At 64.0% G+C, this 19,190-nt stretch carries 23 protein-coding genes and 3 tRNA genes; 10 read left to right on the top strand and 16 right to left on the bottom strand.

Features of this window, described 5'->3' with window-relative positions; genetic code table 11:
• Nucleotides 1-1,113 (top strand): glycosyltransferase, encoded by a 1,113-nt coding sequence (locus tag MYCSM_RS04420; RefSeq protein ID WP_015304936.1) that lies wholly within the window; start codon nucleotides 1-3, stop codon nucleotides 1,111-1,113.
• Here MYCSM_RS04420 and MYCSM_RS04415 read toward each other — a convergent pair.
• The 14 genes from MYCSM_RS04415 to MYCSM_RS04350 form a co-directional block, all read right to left on the bottom strand.
• Nucleotides 1,110-2,003, bottom strand: a complete 894-nt coding sequence (locus MYCSM_RS04415; RefSeq protein ID WP_015304935.1) for an FkbM family methyltransferase — start codon at nucleotides 2,001-2,003, stop codon at nucleotides 1,110-1,112. The genes MYCSM_RS04420 and MYCSM_RS04415 overlap by 4 nt on opposite strands.
• A gap of 36 nt (nucleotides 2,004-2,039) precedes the next feature.
• Nucleotides 2,040-3,344 carry a sugar transferase gene (locus MYCSM_RS04410; protein ID WP_041313201.1) on the bottom strand — a complete coding sequence of 435 codons (1,305 nt, stop codon included), beginning with the start codon at nucleotides 3,342-3,344 and terminating at the stop codon, nucleotides 2,040-2,042.
• A gap of 251 nt (nucleotides 3,345-3,595) precedes the next feature.
• Nucleotides 3,596-3,988: a hypothetical protein gene (locus MYCSM_RS37000; RefSeq protein WP_015304933.1), complete on the bottom strand. Its 393-nt coding sequence runs from the start codon at nucleotides 3,986-3,988 to the stop codon at nucleotides 3,596-3,598.
• Nucleotides 3,989-4,946: 958 nt separating this feature from the next.
• The gene (gene rplA, locus MYCSM_RS04400) at nucleotides 4,947-5,654 is read right to left on the bottom strand and encodes a 50S ribosomal protein L1 (protein ID WP_015304931.1); all 708 of its coding nucleotides are present in this window, start codon (nucleotides 5,652-5,654) and stop codon (nucleotides 4,947-4,949) included.
• A gap of 62 nt (nucleotides 5,655-5,716) precedes the next feature.
• A complete protein-coding gene (gene rplK, locus MYCSM_RS04395; RefSeq protein ID WP_015304930.1) occupies nucleotides 5,717-6,145 on the bottom strand; it encodes a 50S ribosomal protein L11 in 429 nt (142 codons plus the stop codon).
• An 82-nt stretch (nucleotides 6,146-6,227) separates the two neighbouring features.
• Nucleotides 6,228-6,947 (bottom strand): transcription termination/antitermination protein NusG, encoded by a 720-nt coding sequence (gene nusG / locus MYCSM_RS04390; protein WP_442928522.1) that lies wholly within the window; start codon nucleotides 6,945-6,947, stop codon nucleotides 6,228-6,230.
• Between the two features lie 151 nt (nucleotides 6,948-7,098).
• Complete coding sequence (secE, locus tag MYCSM_RS04385) at nucleotides 7,099-7,542, bottom strand: preprotein translocase subunit SecE (RefSeq protein ID WP_015304928.1); 444 nt, start codon at nucleotides 7,540-7,542, stop codon at nucleotides 7,099-7,101.
• Between the two features lie 67 nt (nucleotides 7,543-7,609).
• Nucleotides 7,610-7,682: transfer RNA gene (locus tag MYCSM_RS04380), tRNA-Trp, on the bottom strand.
• 144 nt (nucleotides 7,683-7,826) lie between these two features.
• On the bottom strand, nucleotides 7,827-8,354 hold the full coding sequence (gene hadC, locus MYCSM_RS04375) for a (3R)-hydroxyacyl-ACP dehydratase subunit HadC (RefSeq protein WP_015304927.1): 528 nt from the start codon (nucleotides 8,352-8,354) through the stop codon (nucleotides 7,827-7,829).
• 3 nt (nucleotides 8,355-8,357) lie between these two features.
• Nucleotides 8,358-8,786 carry a (3R)-hydroxyacyl-ACP dehydratase subunit HadB gene (gene hadB, locus MYCSM_RS04370; protein WP_015304926.1) on the bottom strand — a complete coding sequence of 143 codons (429 nt, stop codon included), beginning with the start codon at nucleotides 8,784-8,786 and terminating at the stop codon, nucleotides 8,358-8,360.
• Nucleotides 8,773-9,252, bottom strand: coding sequence for a (3R)-hydroxyacyl-ACP dehydratase subunit HadA (gene hadA / locus MYCSM_RS04365; protein WP_015304925.1), 480 nt, complete (start codon nucleotides 9,250-9,252; stop codon nucleotides 8,773-8,775). Before hadA ends, hadB begins: the two co-directional genes overlap by 14 nt.
• 53 nt (nucleotides 9,253-9,305) lie before the next feature.
• A complete protein-coding gene (rpmG, locus tag MYCSM_RS04360) occupies nucleotides 9,306-9,473 on the bottom strand; it encodes a 50S ribosomal protein L33 (protein ID WP_003929651.1) in 168 nt (55 codons plus the stop codon).
• Nucleotides 9,474-9,510: 37 nt separating this feature from the next.
• Nucleotides 9,511-9,584 (bottom strand) — tRNA-Met (locus MYCSM_RS04355).
• Nucleotides 9,585-9,628: 44 nt separating this feature from the next.
• A tRNA-Thr gene (locus tag MYCSM_RS04350) sits at nucleotides 9,629-9,701 on the bottom strand.
• Nucleotides 9,702-9,852: 151 nt separating this feature from the next.
• Between MYCSM_RS04350 and MYCSM_RS04345 the strand changes: the two genes are divergently transcribed.
• The 9 genes from MYCSM_RS04345 to MYCSM_RS04305 all read left to right on the top strand — a co-directional run bounded on the left by MYCSM_RS04345 (nucleotide 9,853) and on the right by MYCSM_RS04305 (nucleotide 18,199).
• Complete coding sequence (locus tag MYCSM_RS04345) at nucleotides 9,853-10,716, top strand: NYN domain-containing protein (protein WP_015304924.1); 864 nt, start codon at nucleotides 9,853-9,855, stop codon at nucleotides 10,714-10,716.
• 9 nt (nucleotides 10,717-10,725) lie between these two features.
• Complete coding sequence (locus MYCSM_RS04340; RefSeq protein WP_015304923.1) at nucleotides 10,726-11,436, top strand: MBL fold metallo-hydrolase; 711 nt, start codon at nucleotides 10,726-10,728, stop codon at nucleotides 11,434-11,436.
• Between the two features lie 61 nt (nucleotides 11,437-11,497).
• On the top strand, nucleotides 11,498-12,625 hold the full coding sequence (locus tag MYCSM_RS35170) for a DUF4352 domain-containing protein (RefSeq protein WP_015304922.1): 1,128 nt from the start codon (nucleotides 11,498-11,500) through the stop codon (nucleotides 12,623-12,625).
• Nucleotides 12,626-12,644: 19 nt separating this feature from the next.
• A complete protein-coding gene (locus tag MYCSM_RS04330; RefSeq protein ID WP_015304921.1) occupies nucleotides 12,645-13,295 on the top strand; it encodes a hypothetical protein in 651 nt (216 codons plus the stop codon).
• Nucleotides 13,296-13,402: 107 nt separating this feature from the next.
• Nucleotides 13,403-14,443 carry a phospholipase effector Tle1 domain-containing protein gene (locus MYCSM_RS04325; RefSeq protein ID WP_015304920.1) on the top strand — a complete coding sequence of 347 codons (1,041 nt, stop codon included), beginning with the start codon at nucleotides 13,403-13,405 and terminating at the stop codon, nucleotides 14,441-14,443.
• A gap of 153 nt (nucleotides 14,444-14,596) precedes the next feature.
• Nucleotides 14,597-15,412 carry a hypothetical protein gene (locus MYCSM_RS04320; RefSeq protein ID WP_157681447.1) on the top strand — a complete coding sequence of 272 codons (816 nt, stop codon included), beginning with the start codon at nucleotides 14,597-14,599 and terminating at the stop codon, nucleotides 15,410-15,412.
• Between the two features lie 43 nt (nucleotides 15,413-15,455).
• Complete coding sequence (locus MYCSM_RS04315) at nucleotides 15,456-16,157, top strand: crotonase/enoyl-CoA hydratase family protein (RefSeq protein WP_015304918.1); 702 nt, start codon at nucleotides 15,456-15,458, stop codon at nucleotides 16,155-16,157.
• A gap of 7 nt (nucleotides 16,158-16,164) precedes the next feature.
• Nucleotides 16,165-16,749: a TetR/AcrR family transcriptional regulator gene (locus MYCSM_RS04310; protein ID WP_015304917.1), complete on the top strand. Its 585-nt coding sequence runs from the start codon at nucleotides 16,165-16,167 to the stop codon at nucleotides 16,747-16,749.
• 7 nt (nucleotides 16,750-16,756) lie between these two features.
• Nucleotides 16,757-18,199: a serine/threonine-protein kinase gene (locus MYCSM_RS04305; RefSeq protein ID WP_015304916.1), complete on the top strand. Its 1,443-nt coding sequence runs from the start codon at nucleotides 16,757-16,759 to the stop codon at nucleotides 18,197-18,199.
• Between the two features lie 28 nt (nucleotides 18,200-18,227).
• Here MYCSM_RS04305 and MYCSM_RS38035 read toward each other — a convergent pair whose 3' ends face one another.
• Nucleotides 18,228-18,407 carry a hypothetical protein gene (locus MYCSM_RS38035; protein ID WP_232425719.1) on the bottom strand — a complete coding sequence of 60 codons (180 nt, stop codon included), beginning with the start codon at nucleotides 18,405-18,407 and terminating at the stop codon, nucleotides 18,228-18,230.
• A gap of 239 nt (nucleotides 18,408-18,646) precedes the next feature.
• Nucleotides 18,647-19,042 (bottom strand): hypothetical protein, encoded by a 396-nt coding sequence (locus MYCSM_RS35165; protein WP_198344997.1) that lies wholly within the window; start codon nucleotides 19,040-19,042, stop codon nucleotides 18,647-18,649.
• Nucleotides 19,043-19,190 lie beyond the last annotated feature (148 nt).

The raw sequence follows: 19,190 nt of genomic DNA, 5'->3' as shown, positions 1-19,190 counted from the left end.
ATGAGAACTCTTGTCGCGCATGAATGGATCGCTGAGATCGGCGGTTCGGAGAATGTGTTCGAGCAGATTCGCCTCGCCGTGCCGCACTCCCGTGCGGTGTGCCTATGGAACGGCGACCCGGTTCGATTCAGTGGTCTCGAGGAGACGTGGTTGGCCCGCTCGCCACTGCGCGGCCGGAAGACCGCGGCCATGCCATTCATGGGGAGCGCATGGAAGAGGGTAGACCTCACCGACGTCGAGAGGGTTGTCGTCAGCTCTCACGCGTTTTCACACCACCTCGCCAGTCGGGCAACAGATTCCGGCATTCCCGCATTCGCCTACGTACATAGCCCAGCGCGGTATGTCTGGGCTCCCGATCTCGACGATCGGGGTAACTCACTGGTTGGGCGTCTGGGACGGTCCTATTTCCGGAGCTGGGATCGGCGTCACACTTCAAACGCTGTCAACTACGCGGCGAACAGCGAGTTTGTCGCGAAGCGGATCGCCGATGCCTGGGGTGTCAACGCCTGCGTGATCTATCCGCCGGTCCATGTCGAGCGCATTCGCAGCTTCGGTGGTGAGCTTTCTGACCTTGACCGCGCGACCCTCCGCGCGCTGCCGCCCCAGTTCGTGTTAGGTGCGTCGCGCTTCATTCCGTACAAGAATCTTGACGCTGCGGTCAGCGCGGGCGAGATTCTGCGCCTACCAGTCGTGCTCGCCGGGGAGGGGCCAGACGAGCCGCGGCTCAGAACTTTGGCAGAGCAAGCGCGAACGCCGGTGATTTTCACCGGCAGGGTAAGCGACAATCTGCTGATCGAGATGTATCGGCGTGCGGCATTGTTCGTTTATATGGCCGTCGAGGACTTCGGGATCATGCCGGTGGAGGCTATGGCCTGCGGAACTCCGGTGCTCGTCAACGCCATTGGCGGCGCCAGAGAGAGTGTTCTAGCAGTGTCCGGCGGACTCACATCAGGGTGGCGGAAATCGCGCTTCGACGACCCGGCTTCGGTCGAAAAGGCCCTGGCGGTCGATATGCAAGCTGCTAAGTCTGCCGTGTCAGAGTTTTCAGTCTCATCTTTTAGGAAGAATCTGCTTGGATGGATGGGAGAAGGATATCCGGGAGGGAATTCCTAGGAGGCGCGCGAAGCCACCCAGTACTTGTCATCGAGCATACGGACTTCGTCTAGTCCCGCAGCTGCAAGATGCTCGAGCAATTCGCCGATTTCGTAAGGTGAGCCGGGCTCGTAGTCGATGTGTACTTCAATTACTGGCGCGAGTACGGCAGCAGTTGCCGCCATAAGGATGGGTCCCGCGGCACCTTCGACATTTGCTTTAATTACAACCGGTTGGCCGGGCCTTTTCTCGAACGCCCGCTCCAGCACCGTCGCCAAGGTAACCATCTCAACCCTCTCGACGGAATGTTGAACGCGCCCGGATTGCTCAAGGTAATTCCTCCACGGTGTCGACCGGGTTTGGCGAGTGGTATCAACCATCTCCTCGTAGATCGAATGCGCCCATGATTCGGTTGAGACGAAAAGCGATACCTCGCCTGATTTAGCACCCACAGCGATGCGCATCACTTCCCAGTCCTCCGAACGGGCATTTTCCGAGCGAGTCCGTTCCAGCATCCGGAAGTTGTTACTCTCTGGTTCACAGCTGATCACGAAAGACGCCCCGTGCCTGAGGGCCCATGCTCCGAAGTAGCCCTTGTGAGCTCCGAGGTCGAGAACCACGCGATCCTGACAAGACGCTTCCCAGACATGGCCATTCCAAAGGTAATCCAAGACCAAAGCATCTATGTAGAAGGAATCGCGGCTAAGGAATACTGGGCCCCCCGGCAGCATTAGCCGGAAATCCGCGGAGCGCGCCGAGGGCATTAGCAGTGTTGGTGCGTGCAACAGCAGCTGAGCGCGCGCGCGAAACGGAAGTTCGCCCGTCAGTGAGGCGATTTTGAGAACTTTTACTGCAGCATGAGCGCGCGGCGGCAGCGCCTCGCTGATCTTCGACCTGATCGCATTACTCATTTGCACCACCTGCGTCTGGCGTGTTCGTAAGAGCGCTCAACATCCGCGGCGAAGCAAAACCTCGCGAAATGTTCTCAGGATGATTTTGATATCCAACCAAAGCGACCAATTTTCGATGTAAAAATTGTCGTATCGGGCGCGGTCGGCAATCGAAGTGTCCCCCCTCAGCCCACTGACCTGGGCGAATCCAGTAAGTCCAACCTGCACGCGGTGCCGGTGGGCATATCTGTCGAACTGCATGGAGAACTGCTCGACAAAGAACGGCCGTTCTGGTCTCGGGCCCACTAGAGTCATATCGCCGCGAATTATGTTCCACAGTTGAGGTAGCTCGTCGATCGAGGTGCAGCGCAGGAGCCGCCCGAGCGGACCGACCCGAGCGTCTGTCGCCACACACCACATGGTCTCCGACTCGAACTCATCGGCCGGCCGCATCGTGCGGAACTTCAGTACTTGGAATTGCTTGCCGTCGCGCCCCACCCTAACCTGCCGGAAGATGACGCCGGGTCCACCCTCGAAACGAACCGCAATCGCGACGAGAACCAACATGGGCAGCAACACGATCAATGCCGTCACCGCAACGGCGATGTCGAACAGTCGCTTGATCAGCCGCGCCGGCCCACGCAGATTGGGATTGCGGATTCGCATGATCGGAATGGATCCGATGTGATCAGCCAGGCCCGTCTGAGTATGGAAGTGATGCAGCCGAGGAACGACGAGCAGGTCTGCTTTCTGGCACACCTCGGTACGCACAGCGTCGATCAAAGCGCGTTCCTCGAAGTTGCCATCGGCGACGAGCAGAGTAGCCGCACCAGTCGCCGCGACCACACTGTCTAGATCAGCGAGATCGCCTAAGCGCGACAGATGGTTCTCCACCGGAAAGAGATCGCCATCATCGACGAACCCGACCACTTTGAGTCCATATGCCGGATGCTCGTCGAGAGTTTTCGCCAACTCAGCTGCCAGTAGCCCACCGCCAATCAGGACGGTGCGGTACGTCGCAATCCCTCGTCGGCGCGCAAACGCAATCAGACGTGTGGTGATCACGCGGCCAACCACAACGAGCGCCATAGCCTGGCAGGCGGTCTCGAGGAAGGTGATTACCGCCTCGCGTTCGTGCAGATAGACGATGATCGAAGCAACCACCGCGGCCGCCGTCAGTAATCGGGAAAGGATTGTGGGCAGCTCGTCCAAGACGCTGAGGTGTAGACGAGCGCGATACCCCACGCCACCCGCCATCAGAATTGTCGATAGAGCGGCCATCGCGAGGACCGCGTGGATCTGGGGCGGCCGCCACGCAAGGGGGCCCACGATCACCGCGAAGTCGACCACCGGGACAAGCATCCAAGCGCGAATGCGGCTCAGGAAGCCCACGCCGATGGCAGCACTTTTCGCGGATGCCGACCTGACCTCCTCGTCGACTTCGAGGACTTCCAGCCGCGCGGTGTGTTCGTTCGCTGACTCCGGCGCAATGTCTACCCGACGGGCGTCGAGCAGTCGAACGTTATCCGGGAGAGCGCTCGCATCAAACGGACGGTCCGTTAGAGCCTCCCAGGGCGCTGTCCGCGGAGGCGAGTCGACGACCTCAGGCCGCGTCATGACAGACCACCAGTTTTGTCGTCGGCCACAGGTTCCGAGGAACTTACCGCGTCGGTGCCGACTATCCAGACGGGATCCGCTCCAGCGATCGAGTAGATGATCCAACGGGCGTTGATCAGACCAAACGTTCCGTTCTTCGCCGGAATGAATTGGGCCAGAACCTCGTCGTCAACCGTGATGCGATTCGCGGTGATCGTCGCTGTCCACCCGGCCGCATTGAGTGCGTTGCGCGCCTCACCGATGACCGACATGCCAGCGACGACTTTTGCGACTCTCTCCACCGTCGACATGGCATCTGGCGATGTCCCGGTAAGAGACGCCGCCGCTAAATCGACTTCGGCAGGCTCCCAGAGTGCATATGGCGCAGTCGGATCGACGGTTTGCGTCATGGCTTCTCGCCCGCTACGAAGCCGACGGAATTTGCGTTCGCGTCGAATAGCAAATGTTGTCGATCATGCTTCATCGTCACTGCAGCTGCATGCAGGCCGCAGTGCGTCCGCTGGGCGCTCGCGCCGGTCGTCGCCAAACAATCGACGTCAACGTCCACTGCGGCCCCACCAATCGACCCCCCCGGCCGACTAGTGCCGTACTCGCGCATCTGCGTGATCCCCCGAAACCACATCTTCCACCCCCCGGTTGCCGCTTGGTGACGGCGTTGCCGCTGAGAAGTAAGGAAGCCGACGCCCCGTCCCCATCCGGTTTGCAAGTGCCACTGCCGAGCCCCCGAGCACGATTCCGAACTTCTCTGCAAACCGTAGCGTATTAACTGGCTAAGCGCCTAGGAATCGGGCGTTTCCCTATGATTTAGGGTTTTTGACCAGAAACTAAGAGGTGAACGGCCGGATCCCACTAACGACCGACGACCTCTCAGATATCTTTCAGAAGTTTGCTGAAATTGACGCGTCCGTCGAAGAAATGCCCGGCCCCGCAGCGAGCTCGAGTCAGGAACGGACGGCCTGTGTTCTCTATTCGCGAAGTTGACCGATAACGTTCGCGCGAGCGGTTTCATCCGCGAGTTACAGGTGCGTCCTAAGTTGGCGCGTTGCCTCTCTCGGGCAGCCGCGGTTGCCGCTCGGCTCGGCCGCCCGCGACACTCCACCCAAGGGTGCTCGCGGCTACGGATCTTGGTGACGGACGAGTAGCCTTCGGAGGCCGGTCACCGCGCCTCGTCAGTCGCCGCTGACACTGATCAGCACGAGGGCTGTTACGACGTGGGATCACGCGTCCAGCAACTAGCTACCTATTAACCTGAATGTCGATTGTTCCGCGGGATCATGTTGATGAAGGTGCTCAAGAGAAGAGCCCCCACACGCTCGGTGTGGAGGACTCTTCGTACTCTATGGAGACTTACGCATCGGCGAAGTTGCGGGTCACCTGCGGGTCGACCGGAATGCCCGGGCCGGTGGTCGTCGAGACCGTGACCTTCTTCAGGTAGCGACCCTTCGACGACGACGGCTTGGCACGCAGGACCTCGTCGAGCGCCGCGCCGTAGTTCTCAGCGAGGGCCTTCTCGTCGAACGACGCCTTGCCGATCACGAAGTGCAGGTTGGCCTGCTTGTCGACGCGGAAGTTGATCTTGCCGCCCTTGATGTCGTTGACCGCCTTGGTGATATCGGGCGTCACGGTGCCGGTCTTCGGGTTCGGCATCAGACCGCGTGGCCCGAGGATGCGGGCGATACGGCCCACCTTGGCCATCTGGTCGGGCGTCGCGATCGCGGCGTCGAAATCCAGGAAGCCGCCCTGAATCTTCTCGATCAGGTCGTCGCTGCCGACGATGTCGGCGCCGGCCGCAGTGGCCTCCTCGGCCTTGTCGCCGACGGCGAACACGGCGACGCGGGCGGTCTTGCCGGTGCCGTGCGGCAGGTTGACCGTGCCGCGCACCATCTGGTCGGCCTTACGCGGGTCGACGCCCAGCCGGATCGCGACCTCGACGGTGGCGTCCTGCTTCTTCGACGACGTCTCCTTGGCCAGCTTCGCGGCCTCGAGCGGGGTGTACAGCCGCTCGCGGTCGATCTTCTCGGCCGCTTCGCGATATGCCTTGCTGGTCTTGCTCATTGGTATCTCCTAATCAGAGTTGTGGTTGACGCGGGCCGATGCCAGCCCTCCCACGGGTCGAACTATTCGACCGTGATTCCCATCGACCGGGCGGTGCCGGCGATGATCTTGGCCGCCTGATCAATGTCGTTGGCGTTCAAGTCTTCCTTCTTGGTCTCGGCGATCTCGCGCACCTGATCCCAAGTCACCTTGGCCACCTTGGTCTTGTGCGGCTCGCCCGAGCCCTTCTGCACACCAGCGGCCTTCAGCAGCAGCTTGGCCGCAGGCGGCGTCTTCAGGTTGAAGGTGAAGCTGCGGTCCTCGTAGACGGTGATCTCCACGGGGATGACGTTGCCGCGCTGGTTCTCCGTCGCGGCGTTGTACGCCTTGCAGAACTCCATGATGTTGACGCCGTGCTGGCCGAGCGCCGGACCGACGGGCGGGGCGGGGTTGGCCTGCCCGGCCTGGATCTGCAGCTTGATCAGCCCGACGACTTTCTTCTTCGGGGCCATGGGTGTTGGTGTTCCTCTCTCGTTCCTCGGTGATTTCGGCGTAGTTCGTCACGGACACCGTGACTAAAGTGCGCCCAAATCGCTAGATCTTGGCGACCTGGTTGAAGGTCAGTTCGACAGGTGTTTCGCGGCCGAAGATGGACACCAGCACCTTGAGCTTCTGTTGTTCGGCGTTGACCTCGCTGATCGAGGCGGGCAACGTCGCAAACGGCCCGTCCATGACGGTGACCGACTCGCCGACCTCGAAGTCGACCAGGATCTCCGGACGCTCGATCGACGCCTCGGAGCTCGCGGCCGCACCGGCCGTGCTCTTGGCCGGCTTCTTGGCGGCGGCGGGCGGCAGCAGGAACTTCACCACGTCATCGAGCGACAGCGGCGAGGGCCGCGACGTCGCACCGACGAAGCCGGTGACGCCCGGCGTGTTGCGCACCGCACCCCACGACTCGTCGTTGAGCTCCATGCGCACCAGGATGTAGCCCGGCAGCACCTTGCGGTTGACCTGCTTGCGCTGGCCGTTCTTGATCTCGGTGACCTCTTCGGTCGGAACCTCGACCTGGAAGATGTAGTCGCCGACGTCAAGGTTCTGCACGCGGGTCTCGAGGTTGGCCTTGACCTTGTTCTCGTAGCCGGCGTAGGAGTGGATGACGTACCAGTCGCCCGGCTTGAGGCGCAGCTCCTTCTTCAGCGCGACGGCGGGATCTTCTTCCTCGTCGGCTTCCTCGACCGGCGCCTCGTCAGCCGCAGCGTCCTCAGCCTCAGCCTCGTCAGCCGCAGCGTCCTCGACCGGCGCAGCGTCTTCCACAGCCTCCGCGGCCGTGCTGTCCTCCAGACGCTCGGCGGCCTCGTCCACGATCACGGTCGCCGGGTCCGCTGCCTCGGCTAGCGCATCCGACACGGCCGAAGGCGTTTCGCCCTCGAAGGAAGTCACTTGTCAGTCCTCTCTAGTTCGCTCGTCAGCCGAATACCAGCATCACGAGCTTGGCCAGGCCCAGGTCGACCAGGCCGATCAACGCCACCATGAACGCCAGGAAGACCAGCACCACGGCGGTGTAGTTGACCATCTGCTTGCGGTTCGGCCAGATCACCTTGCGCAATTCGGCGACGACCTGCAGCAGGTAGTTCCAGACGAACGTGATCGGGTTGCGCGACGGCCGATCGCCGGCCTTCTTGGCCGTCTTCGTCGCGGTGCCCGCGCCATTCTTGGTCGGGGCGGCCTTGGTGCCCGTCCCGAGGTCGACGGCCTCGCTCTCGGCGTCGACCGCGCCGCGCCGCGACCGTTTACCGGTCGGACGCGCCGGACGCGTCACCACCGCAGTCTGCCCGGTGCTGTCAGTGACGCTGTCGGTTACGGTGCCGTCGCCTATCGAGTCACGGCGTGCCGGCTCGGAATCACTCACCGCATGCCTTTCGTCTGGGTTGTGTGGTCACCTTCCAGTGTCCACACTTGTCGAGTATTCAGTTGAGCAGGGGCGACAGGACTTGAACCTGCAACCTGCGGTTTTGGAGACCGCTGCTCTGCCAGTTGAGCTACGCCCCTTCAGGATGGCACTGCGGGCAGGTCCACCCACCGGGGCTCACACAATTTGCGCGCTCCCCGTTCGGCCGTTTGGTAACCGATGGACAGCGCGCTGGACTGGGAAAACCCCGAGGTCCGAGTGTAGCGCGCCACCCGTGCTAGTTACTAATCCGATGACTGGCCATTCGGGGCGACGGCAGTGCGCACAACCTGGCCGGTCTCTGGATCCCACTTCGCCGAAATCGAGTTGTCGCCCTCGTGGCCCATCAGCGTCGTGAAGGCCTCCATCACAACCTCGCCGTCAGCATCGGTGCAGACGTTGCGGGTGGTGACGATGTCGGCGCCGAACCGCTCGTCGACCGATTCGATGTGCATGGTTCCCGTCAACGCGTCACCAACCTTGATCGGCCGGTGGAACTTGAACTTCTGATCCACCTGGACGATCTGCATGGTCTCCAGGCCGACGTCGACGTGCTGAAAGAAATGGTTCTGGATCATCACCGCGAAGATCGAGGCGAAGGTGAGCGGCGCTATGAGTGCGTCGTGACCCAGCGCGGCCGCAGCGTCGTCGTCATGCGTGGCCGGATCGAGCGCCTTGACGGCGCGCGCATACTGACGAACCTGTTCACGTCCAACAACAAAAGTGTCCGGATACTTCCAGACCATCCCCCGAATATCGGTCTTGAGTGCCATCGGTTACGCCAGCTTCGCGGTCGCGACTGCGCGGCCGAAAATCTTTTTTCCCCCGGTGGTGGCCGACAATGCGATAGTTACTGACTTCGTCTCGGGTTCAACAGATTTCACGCGTCCATTGAACACGATCTCGGCGCCGACGCCGTCATTTGGGACGGGCACCACGGCGGTGAAGCGGACGTTGTACTCGATCACCGCCGCGGGATCGCCGACCCACGACGTCACGTAACCGCCGCCAAGGCCCATGGTCAGCATGCCGTGGGCAATCGCGGTGTCCAGGCCGACCTGCTTGGCGATTTCGTCGTCCCAGTGAATGGGGTTCAGGTCGCCGGATACGCCGGCGTAGTTGACCAGATCCTGCCGGGTCAGCGGGATCACCTTCTCGGGAAGCGTGTCACCTACGTTCACCGAATCGAACTCACGCAATGGCATCGGAAAAGCCCTCTTCTCCCTCTTCACCCGAACGACCCGCCAGGGTCGTGTACGTCTCTTGCACGATGTCACCCTCGTCGTTGGTGACGATGTTCTTGGTGACGATGATGTCGGTCCCGTGGGCCTGCTTGACGGAGTCCACGTAGACGTCGCAGTACAGCTTGTCGCCGGCGTGGATGGGCTTGCGGAACTTCAACACTTGATCCACCTGGACGATCTTCGCGTCCTTGATACCGATGTTGGCGTGGTCGAAAAAGGCCGACTGCGCCTGATAGCCGAACACCGAGATGAACGTCAACGGGGCCGGCAGCGCCTCATGCCCGAGTTCGGCTGCGGCCTTCTCGTCGAAGAAAGCCGCGTCGTCATTCTTGACGGCGACGGCGTACTCGCGAAGCTTCTCCCGGCCGACGACGTAATGGTCCGGGTGTCGGTAGTGCATCCCGACGATGCTTTTTGACAAGCCCACGTTCGATGAACCTCTCGGTCAACCCTGGGCAAGGGCCCCCGGGTTGGCGCGCGTTAGCGCGATTCCTTGTGAGCTTGGTGCTTGCCGCAGTTCGGGCAGAACTTCTTGATCTCGAGCCGGTCGGGATCGTTGCGGCGGTTCTTCTTGGTGATGTAATTACGGTGCTTGCACACCTCGCACGCCAAAGTGATCTTCGGCCGTACGTCTGTACTGGACGCCACGTCAAGTGCCTCTTTCTCAAATATCTGCGTTGTCTTGTAGCGGTGGGGGGACTCGATCCCCCGACCTCACGATTATGAGTCGTGCGCTCTAACCAGCTGAGCTACACCGCCATCCGGGTGCCACTTCGCCTTGGTGAAAAGCTCGGCGACTACCGAGCCCCCTAACGGAATCGAACCGTTGACCTTTTCCTTACCATGGAAACGCTCTACCGACTGAGCTAAGGGGGCCTGGCCCGCGCAGTCGTGGCGTGGGCCTTAAAGAGGGTACATTCTCGCGGTTTAACGCGCCAAACTGCTGGTCCTCGCCGCGCTACAGATCGACGGGAATATGCGTCCATGCGTTGCACGCCGCTGCCGACGAGGTGATAGACCTTGAGGCGTGACTGAACCCGGCGCGCCCCGCGTGGCGGTCTACCTCGACTTCGACAACATCGTCATCTCTCGCTACGACCAGGTGCACGGCCGCAACTCATTCCAGAAGGACAGGACGGCGGGCTTTCACAAGCAACCGGGGCGGCTGACGCAAGCGACCGTCGACGTCGGCGCCATCATCGACTTCGCGTCGTCGTTCGGCACGCTGGTGCTGACGAAGGCCTACGCCGACTGGTCGGCCGACGTCAACGCCGACTACCGCGGCCAATTGGTTGGCAGGGCGGTCGACCTCGTCCAGCTGTTTCCCGCCGCCGCATACGCCAAGAACGGGGCGGACATCCGGCTGGCGGTCGATGCGGTCGAGGACATGTTCCGGTTGCCCGACCTGACCCACGTCGTCATCGTCGCCGGCGATTCGGACTACATCGCGCTGGCGCAGCGCTGTAAGCGGCTTGGCCGCTATGTCGTCGGCATCGGCATCACCGGCTCGATCAGCCGGTCGCTGACGGCCGCGTGCGACGAGTTCGTCAGCTACGACGCGCTGCCCGGCGTGCCGACCGTGGTGCCAAAGAGGCCGGCCAAGCGCGCCAAGGCAAAGGAAGCCGACGACGACGCCGAGCAGGCCGATCCGCAGGCCGCCGCGACAGGCCTGCTGGAGCGGGCGCTGCGGATCGGCCACGAGAAGGACGACGCCGACTGGCTGCACAACTCGGCGGTCAAGGCACAGATGAAGCGGATGGATCCGTCGTTCTCCGAAAAGTCGTTGGGCTTCAAGTCGTTCAGCGATTTCCTGCGCTCGCGCACCGACCTGGTCGACCTCGACGAGAGCAGCACCACCCGCTTGGTGCGGCTCAAGACCACCGCCACCTAGTCTGAGCACATGACCGACCGCCTGTACTTTCGGCAGCTGCTCTCGGGGCGCGACTTCGCGGCCGGCGACATGATCGCCGCCCAGATGCGCAACTTCGCCTACCTGATCGGAGACCGCGAGACCGGCGATGCCGTCGTCGTCGACCCGGCCTACGCCGCCGGCGATCTGGTCGACGCGATCGAGGCCGACGGGATGCGGCTCTCCGGTGTGCTGGTCACCCACCACCACCCCGACCACGTCGGCGGGTCGATGATGGGCTTCGAGCTAAAGGGCCTATCCGAGCTGCTGGAGCGAACCAGCGTGCCTGTCCACGTCAATTCGCTTGAGGCGGACTGGGTTTCACGTGTCACCGGCATCGCGCGGTCCGAGTTGACCGCACACGAGCACGGCGATGTGGTCAACGTCGGCGACATCGCCATCGAGTTGCTGCACACCCCCGGCCACACGCCCGGCAGCCAGTGCTTCTTGGTCGACGGACGACTGGTCGCGGGCGACACGCTGTTTCTGGAGGGCTGCGGGCGCACCGACTTCCCCGGGGGCGACGTCGACGCGATCTATCACAGCCTGCAGGCGCTCGCGCAGTTGCCGGGCGATCCCACGGTGTTTCCTGGCCATTGGTATTCGGCGGAGCCCAGCGCGTCGCTGTCGGAGGTCAAGCGGACCAACTACGTGTATCGGGCAAGCAATCTGGATCAGTGGCGCATGCTGATGGGCGCCTGAGGGAATCGTTTGCCTGAGCAAAAGGCGCGCCGCCTTCTGTGAATCGGGTTATCCTCCCGCGGTGACCACACCGCCCACCCCCGCAGGTTGGTATCCGGATCCCGACGGCTCAGGCGGCCAACGGTATTGGGACGGGTCCGCGTGGACGGAGCACCGCGCACCCGCCACCCCCGAACCGGTAGCGCCCGCCGCACCCGCCACCCCCGAACCGGTAGCGCCCGCCGAACCGGTGGTCCCTGGCAGTGAGCAGCCCACCGCAGTCGTCCCGCAGCGCCCGGCCGATGAGCACGTCGGCTCGCACCGAGCGCCCGAGGCGGAAGCTGCGCCAGAGCCGACGCCCGAAGCTGCGCCAGAGCCGACGCCCGAAGCTGAGCCGGGACCGACGGCGGTGATCAACCTGGACGCGGTGCCCAGTGCGCCAAGCGCGCCTAGCGAGCAGGCCACGTCGGTGATCCAGAGGCCGCACGGGGCCTTTGAACCGACGTCGACAGCGTCAGAACCGACGTTGGCCACCGAGCCGCAGTCGCCACCCCCGCCGTCACCGCCTCCGTCGTTCGGTGCCGTCGACGAGCCACCGGCATCGGACCCCCGCCGCGCTCTCGTCATCAAGTTCGCCGCCGCGTGCGCCGCGCTGCTGGCGGTGTTGGTGGCCGTCGTCATCTACGGCCTGTTCTTCAACAAGTCCCACGACACGCAGGCGTCGGCAGGCCCAACCAGCACATCGAAGTCCGCGGCACCGACCACGTCGTCGGGCAACGGCTGGGGCAACGGCACCAAAACTGCCACCGAATCACCCAGTGCCCCTTCGGGTTCCGGGCCTCAGGCGTCCGACGGCGGGCTGACGTTCGCAATCACCGGCGTGGAGAACGCACCGACAGTGAAGTACCAGGACGCACCGGTGGAGAAGAAGGCGCAGGGCGAATTCCTGATCGTCCACATGAACGTGCTGAACTCCGGTAGCTCGAAGGGCACGTTCCTCGCGACGCTGCAGAAGCTCAAGGCCGGCGGCACCACGTACAACATCGACGACGAGGCCACGGCGTATCTCAACGGCACCTGGGCGGACCTGCGCCCAAGCGATAGTGCAGATATAGCAATCGCTTTCGATGTGCCACCGGGGACCACCGGCGAGTCGCTCGAGGTGCACGGCGAGCCGATGAGCGCTGGCGTCGACGTGCCTTTGTCGTAGTTTCACGCAGACTGGAAGCGTGGCTGACACGCTCTACGCCGATGTGTCCGAGTGGCAGGTCGGCGTCAACGACAGTTATCCGTATCCGATGCTGTGCATCCGGTCCAACGACGGCACACATCGAGATCGCCGCTGGGTCAACAACTATGGCTGGTGTCTGCGCAACGCCGATAGCGACCGGCTGGTCCTGTTCATCGTTTACTTTGTCTGGCGGCCCAATTGGGAGCAAACCGTCGACACATTCAAGAACATGGTCGGCACGCCACATCCGAAGATGGCGGTGATGCTCGACATCGAATCGTGGGGCGGACAGATCCGCGGCAACCAGTCGGCGGGCATCAACGCCGCGTATGACGCCGTCGGCGCGTTCGTCGGCTCGACGGCCAAGGTGATCGGGTACGGCAATGTGGGCGACCTGAACAATCTGTGGCCGAACAAGCCGGCGGGCATTCGGCTGGTTGTCGCGGCGTACGGACACAACCCGCCGTACCCGGGGAAGGTCGCCCACCAATACACCGACGGTTCCGGCTATGGCGGCGGTCTACCTGAGGGTGCACCCCCCTTCGGCCGCTGCGACATGAACTCCGCCGATGGGCTGACGGCAGAGGAATTCGCCCGCGGATGCGGCATCACGATCGCGGATTCCGTGCCCAGCGACGTTTCGCTGTAGCGAATCCGCAGTGATTCGCAATTCGAGTAGTGCGATACGCAGGACACGGGCAACTTTGCGGAGCAAACTAATCCCTAACAGCGTAAATACTTCCGTCGGGGGTCGCCGTGAAGAACATCGTGCTGTGCTTTGACCGGGCACCTGACCATCCCGGTCCTCGCGATGCCACTAACGTCGAAACGTTGCTGCGTCTGCTCGATGAGAGCGACCGACAGGTCACGTGGTACCACCCAGGGTCGCGGGTGCCGGCGGCCGACCGCAGCACGATGGCGAAGTTGCGTTGGCGCCAGGCCGCCGCTGACGACGCGCGGGCGACGATCGCCGAGGCATACGAATTTCTGGTCGACAACTGGGACCACGGCGATCGCATCTATCTGTTCGGCGTCGGGCGCGGCGCATGCTGCGGCCACGCCCTGGCCCGACTGCTCGGCACCGTCGGCGTGCTGCCCGACCTGATGGACTATGTGCTCGCCGCCTATGCGGTGCCAAGGACGCGGCGCAGCCCCCAGGATTGGTGCCGGCTTCGGGTGCTCGCCGCGCGGCTGGCCGGCCATCGCGAAATCGGTACTCCCGTAGAGTTTTTGGGGCTCTGGGACATGAGGAGCGTGCCCGGGGTGCACTTGGCGGGCGACCCGCTCAATAGCGTCGTCGCAGGGCGGCACGCGGTCGCCATCGACGGCCGCTACGGGACGCACCACCTGGTGTCGTCGCCGGACTGCGTCGACGAGGTCTGGTTCCGCGGGGCGCACTGCGACGTGGCTGGCGGGCCGGGAGCATGCTGGCCACTGGCGGACATCGCGCTGGACTGGATGCTCGACGGCGCAGTGCAGGCCGGCTTGATGGTGCGCGACGCCGGCCACTGCGAAGCGCCTGCGCCCACCGAATTCGACGCGCTGGCCGAAAGCGCACGCGCGATTTCGCTGCGACGGCTGCCTGCCACCGCGCAGGTGCACGCCAGCGTCGATATGTATCTGCGCGCCAACCCCGACTACTGGCGACGGCTGCCGGGCCTTGTGGTGTGGGCCGACACCGACTGGCTGGCCCGCAGCGAACGGCTGGTGCAAGCGGAGTCGCGGCCCGAGTCCGCCGCCGTCGCGGTTATTGACGTCGACGCCGAGCGAGAAGTATTTGCCAACGTCGCGAGTTAACCCCTGATCCCGTCAGGCACTTCTGTCTCTTTTTACCCACTGTGCTGCGGGTTTTCCGCAACGAGCCGGCCGCCACGCTCGCGAATGCTGTAGTTAGCGGCGGGCCGTGGTTTACTGCGGTGCGTGGATTGGTTCTCAGACCACGTGGTCGGCATGTCGGCCGGCGGCTGGACGGCGCTCGCGGCATGGCTCGCGGTCGTGGTCGGCATTGGCGCGTTGGTGTACGCCTGGCGTCAATACCAGCAGGCCAAGGCACAGACCGCGGAGCTGATGCAGCCCAACGTGGCGATGTACATGGAGCCCGCGGCCAACGACTGGCATCTCGTCGAGCTCGTCGTGAAGAACTTCGGAAAAACTCCGGCGTACGGCGTTAGATTCGAGTTCGCGAATCCGCCGACCGTCGGCAAGTACGAAACTGCCTACGAGGACCGCTACGTCGACATCACCGAATTGAACCTGCCCTCCGAGATCCCATATCTGGCGCCGTCGCAGGAATGGCGCATCGTGTGGGATTCGGCGCTGGACCGACGTGAGCTGGGCGAGGCCATCGCGTCACGCTTCCACGGCGCAGTGACTTACTACGACCAACCCAAGTCCACTACGCGTACCAAGCAGAAACGGGCACAGTTCCGGTCCTCTGCGGTGTTGGACTGGGCGACGCTGCATCCGGTCGAGCGCCTCGAGCTGCTCACCACACACGATCTGGCCCGCCAGGAGAAGCAGAAGCTCGAGCTGCTGCGCCATCTGTTGACCTACTACCACTACGCGGCCAGTGAGAGCCGCGAGGACGTGCTGCGCGTGGAGATCAACCGTGTCCGCGCGGCCGCCGACGACCTGCGCGAGCGCTACCGCGACCAGTACAACCACGACACCAACAACATGGCCGTGGCCAACAATCACAACAACGTCGACACGGCCTTCGAAGAAGCGCACACCACCATCATCAACGGCAGGCATCGCGCGATCTAGCAGCTATTGGCTTTCGTAACGCCGTTACGTAACATCGTTAGCCATGACCGGCACCGTGAATTACGAGCTCAACGAAACCGTCGCGACCATCACCCTGGACGACGGCAAGGTCAACGTGCTTGGGCCGGCAATGCAGTCGGCGATCAACGAAGCGCTCGACAAGGCGGAGAAAGACTCGGCCAAGGCCGTCGTGATCGCGGGCAACCAACGGGTGTTTTCTGGTGGCTTCGACCTGGCGGTGTTTCAGTCCGGCGACCCAAAGGCCGCACTGGGCATGCTCGCGGGCGGCTTCGAACTCTCGGTGCGCTGCCTGACGTTCCCCACGCCGGTGATCATGGCGGCGACGGGCCCGGCGATCGCAATGGGGTCGTTCCTGCTGCTGTCGGGTGATCACCGCGTCGGCCAGCCGAAGTCGCGGTGCCAGGCCATCGAGGTGGCGATCGGCATGACGATCCCGATCTCGGCGATCGAGATCATGCGGGCGCGGCTGACGCCTGCGGCGTTCGAGCGCGGCGCGTCGATGGCGGCTACGTTCGCCGGTGACGAAGCGGTGGCGGGCGGCTGGCTCGACGAGCTCGTCGAGGCCGACCAGGTGCTGGCGCGGGCGCAGGAGGTGGCGCGCGAGGCGGCTTCGACGTTGCACGCGGGTGCGCACCTGGCGACCAAGCTGAAGGCCCGCGACTCCGCGCTGAAGGCGATCAAGGCCGGAATCGACGGGCTCGCAACGGAATTCACGCTCGGTTAGGCGATCGATGCCAAGGGCCAAGCAGCGCACGCCCGAACTTCGGGACCGGCTGCTGGACGTCGCGATCACCACGCTTTCCGAGGAAGGCATCGCGCGGTTCACCACGCGGCGGGTGGCCGAACGGGCGGGCACGTCGGTGCCCGCGGTCTACGAGCTGTTCGACGACAAGGCCGGCCTGGTGCGGGCGATGTTCTTCGAGGGCTTCCGGCTGCTGGGTGCCGAACTGGCGAAGGTGCCCGTCACCGACGATCCGTTGGCCGATGTCGAGCGGCTGGTTCCGGTGTTCCGGTTGTTCTGCCGGGCGTATCCGCGGCTGGCGCAGGTGATGTTCTCGCGGCCGTTCGCCGATTTCGAGCCAGGACCCGAGGAGCTGGCAGCAGGCGCTTCGGTGCGGGAGGTGTTCGTCGGGCGGATCCAACGTTGCCTCGAGACGGGCCTGCTGAGCGGTGACCCGAACGACATTGCGCACGTATTGCTCGCTCTGGCACAGGGTTTGGCGGTACAGGAGGCGGGCCGGTGGCTGGGCGCCGGGACGGTGATCGAGCGACGCTGGACGTTGGGGGTGACGTCGCTGCTGGCCGGGCTGCGATAATTCGTCGATGGCCAGTCGCGTCGGCTCGATGTTCGGGCCGTACGAGCTGCAGGCGCTGCTTGGCGTCGGCGGCATGGGCGAGGTGTATCGCGCATACGACACCGCGAAGGACCGCACAGTGGCGCTCAAGCTGCTGCGTGCCGAGATGGCCGCAGACGCCCGCTTCCAGGAGCGGTTCCGCCGGGAGTCGCGGATCGCGGCCAGACTGCAGGAACCCCACGTCATCCCGGTGCATGACTTCGGCGAGATCAACGGCCTTCTCTACATCGATATGCGACTGGTCGAGGGTGACAACGTGCACAACGTGCTGCAGCAGACCGGCCCGATGGATCCCGCACGGGCTGTGGCGATCGTCGGACAGGTAGCGGCGGCGTTGGATGCCGCGCACGCTAGCGGGCTGGTGCACCGCGACGTCAAACCGGAGAACGTATTGCTCACGTCCAACGACTTCGCATATCTCGTCGACTTCGGCATCGCGCACCTCGGCGGCGACAGCGGACTGACGAGTGCGGGTGCGGCGATCGGGTCGTGCGCGTACATGGCGCCGGAACGGTTCACCGGCGGGCAGGTAGGCCCGGCGACCGACATCTACTCGCTGGCGTGCCTGCTCTACGAATGCCTGACCGGGTCGACGCCATTCCCGACGCGGGAGCTGAGCCAGTTGATGGGCGCGCACATCATGTCGCCGCCGCCGCGACCGAGTGTGACTCGGCCGATCGTCGGGCCGGCTTTCGATGCCGTCGTGACACGCGGAATGGCCAAGCAGCCCGAGCAGCGGTTCGCCTCGGCCGGTGACCTGGCGCGCGCGGCGTCAGTTGCAGCGAGCGCCGCGCAGGTTCGGACGATGGTCAACCCTGCGCCGGTGCAGCCGCCACCCACCTATCGATTCGCGCCGCCCTCTCCGCCCCCTCAAAGTCCGCCCGTGCGAAAAGGTTTCGGGCCTGGCCAGTGGTTGCTCGCGGGTGCCACATTCGGGGTCTTCGCGGGGGTACTGGCGCTGGTGTTGTGGCTTGTGTTCGGGCAGAACAAGTCCGAACCAGCTGCGGCGCCGCCGCCCCCAACGAGCAGCGCCACGCCGACAAGCCAGCCTGTGTCGACGACGACGGCGTCGGCGGCTCCCCTGGCGATGCCCGGCACGGATGCGCAGGGCTTCGTCGACTATCCGGGGGCGCGGTGCGACGTAGGCAATAGTCCTGCGGCGCTGGCGCGGACGCCGAATTCGGTCTTGGTGGTATGCCGCTCCGGGCCGGGCGACTTCTACTACCGCGGTGTGCGGTTGAGCGATGGCGCAGGCATCGAACTGGCCAACGCGGTGCGCTCGTCAGGCGGATTCGACGTCACCAACCCAACCGACGGCACGCGGTACCAGATCCGGCCCGACGGCCTGACGATCATCCCGCCGGGCGGCCAAGCGATCACCGAGCCGATGGTCGCGTACGCCGTGGGTTGAGAGTCAGACGCCCCGGGAAATCAGAACGTCACGCCCTGGGGCAGAAAATTCCGAGAATCTGCGCGCAGTTGTCGCGATTGATCAGCGCCGGCGGTGGCGGCGGGGGCGGTGGCGGCGGGGTATCGCCCTCAAAGATGTTCTGCGCGACGTTGCCTTGACCGAAGTACACGTACCAGTAGGTGTGGCAGACACTTTCGTCCCAAACCACTGGGTTGGTGATGTGATTGCCGGTCTGAACCGGAGGGTCCCCGGGACACCAGCGACACGGCCCCTCCGGGTGGTCGTTCGGACAACCTGGCCACGCATCCAGCGGCAAAGGACCGTGTCGTGGTTGCGCATCGGCGTAAGCCGCGGTCAGGCCCAGGCCAGCCACACTGAGACCAGCAGAGACCAACATCGTCATTGCGAATCGCGAAACTTGTTTCATGCTAATCCCTTTCGCCAGACCTACAGCCCGCCGCACCGCGAGGGCGCGAGGAACGGCGACCACGGTGGGCAATCCGCGGGCAACGGCTGCGGGGGCGGCGGCGTGTACGGCGGCAGCTGCGGTGGTGGCGGTCCCGCGTCGTGCGGAACGCCGTGCCACGGGTAGATGATGTTCGAGTTGACGTCGACGACGCCCTCCGAGTTCCAGTACCAGTCGTGGCAGATGTTCCAGTCCCACGTGATGACCTGGCTGCCCGGGATCAACGGATCCCCCGGACACCAGCGAGTGCACGTCATGCTGCCGGGACAATTCCCGCCGTTGTAGCTCGGACCCCAGGCGGGGTCGGCGTGAGCGGTGGCCGTTCCGGCCAGGCTGACTCCGCCACACACCACAGCAGCGATTGCGAACCGCGACATTCGGCCCATGGTTGGTTCCCTTTCGTAAGGCGCCACCCCGCTGGCGTTGCGGTAACTACGCCCGAACCTGCGACGGGTGCCTTGGAGGATCCTTGGAACCCTGCATATTGAGCGCGGCCCGCCACCACCGCCTCTTGAGGTGACGGAC

The organism is Mycobacterium sp. JS623, from assembly GCF_000328565.1.
GTDB lineage: Bacteria > Actinomycetota > Actinomycetes > Mycobacteriales > Mycobacteriaceae > Mycobacterium.
Note: the sequence above shows the minus strand (reverse complement) of the source record. Positions and strands in the feature narration are given on the sequence as shown.

Excerpts from the sequence above, each read along its gene's own strand:
- MYCSM_RS04410 (WP_041313201.1), bottom strand. The coding sequence starts at position 3,344 with ATGCTTGTCCCGGTGGTCGACTTCGCGGTGATCGTGGGCCCCCTTGCG.
- MYCSM_RS04415 (WP_015304935.1), bottom strand. The coding sequence starts at position 2,003 with ATGAGTAATGCGATCAGGTCGAAGATCAGCGAGGCGCTGCCGCCGCGC.
- MYCSM_RS37000 (WP_015304933.1), bottom strand. The coding sequence starts at position 3,988 with ATGACGCAAACCGTCGATCCGACTGCGCCATATGCACTCTGGGAGCCT.
- MYCSM_RS04310 (WP_015304917.1), top strand. The coding sequence starts at position 16,165 with ATGCCAAGGGCCAAGCAGCGCACGCCCGAACTTCGGGACCGGCTGCTG.
- hadB (WP_015304926.1), bottom strand. The coding sequence starts at position 8,786 with ATGCCATTGCGTGAGTTCGATTCGGTGAACGTAGGTGACACGCTTCCC.
- hadC (WP_015304927.1), bottom strand. The coding sequence starts at position 8,354 with ATGGCACTCAAGACCGATATTCGGGGGATGGTCTGGAAGTATCCGGAC.
- MYCSM_RS35165 (WP_198344997.1), bottom strand. The coding sequence starts at position 19,042 with ATGTCGCGGTTCGCAATCGCTGCTGTGGTGTGTGGCGGAGTCAGCCTG.
- MYCSM_RS04340 (WP_015304923.1), top strand. The coding sequence starts at position 10,726 with ATGACCGACCGCCTGTACTTTCGGCAGCTGCTCTCGGGGCGCGACTTC.
- MYCSM_RS04420 (WP_015304936.1), top strand. The coding sequence starts at position 1 with ATGAGAACTCTTGTCGCGCATGAATGGATCGCTGAGATCGGCGGTTCG.
- MYCSM_RS04320 (WP_157681447.1), top strand. The coding sequence starts at position 14,597 with ATGTCGGCCGGCGGCTGGACGGCGCTCGCGGCATGGCTCGCGGTCGTG.
- MYCSM_RS04315 (WP_015304918.1), top strand. The coding sequence starts at position 15,456 with ATGACCGGCACCGTGAATTACGAGCTCAACGAAACCGTCGCGACCATC.
- MYCSM_RS04305 (WP_015304916.1), top strand. The coding sequence starts at position 16,757 with ATGGCCAGTCGCGTCGGCTCGATGTTCGGGCCGTACGAGCTGCAGGCG.
- rplA (WP_015304931.1), bottom strand. The coding sequence starts at position 5,654 with ATGAGCAAGACCAGCAAGGCATATCGCGAAGCGGCCGAGAAGATCGAC.
- rplK (WP_015304930.1), bottom strand. The coding sequence starts at position 6,145 with ATGGCCCCGAAGAAGAAAGTCGTCGGGCTGATCAAGCTGCAGATCCAG.